Origin of the sequence: Pantoea sp. MQR6 (genome assembly GCF_022761075.1) — a bacterium.
GTDB classification, from domain to species: domain Bacteria; phylum Pseudomonadota; class Gammaproteobacteria; order Enterobacterales; family Enterobacteriaceae; genus Pantoea; species Pantoea phytostimulans.
Window position 1 is genome coordinate 1 of record NZ_JAKYXB010000022.1, and the last position, 338, is coordinate 338.

The following is a 338-nucleotide window of genomic DNA, read 5'->3' on the forward strand; positions in this document are numbered from 1 at the left end:
TGCGGCGCGCGTCGTTTCAATTTTCAGCTTGTTCCGGATTGTTAAAGAGCAGTAAAACTTCGCAATGCACTCGAAAATGCATTCTGAAGTTTTGTTTGGGTATCAACGGGGGAGTTGATGGTGGAGCTAAGCGGGATCGAACCGCTGACCTCCTGCGTGCAAGGCAGGCGCTCTCCCAGCTGAGCTATAGCCCCAAAAGTCTGGTAAAACCCGTCGACCAGTGATCCTGACGAACAGGATTTGGTAGGCCTGAGTGGACTTGAACCACCGACCTCACCCTTATCAGGGGTGCGCTCTAACCACCTGAGCTACAAGCCTGCCGGGGTTTTACTGCTTCT

General features: G+C 53.0%; 2 tRNA genes. Both read right to left on the bottom strand.

Annotated elements, in window-relative coordinates:
* Positions 1-118: 118 nt before the first annotated feature.
* A tRNA-Ala gene (locus MUG06_RS22750) sits at positions 119-194 on the bottom strand.
* A 47-nt stretch (positions 195-241) separates the two neighbouring features.
* Positions 242-318, bottom strand: a tRNA-Ile gene (locus MUG06_RS22755).
* Between the last annotated feature and the right edge of the window lie 20 nt (positions 319-338).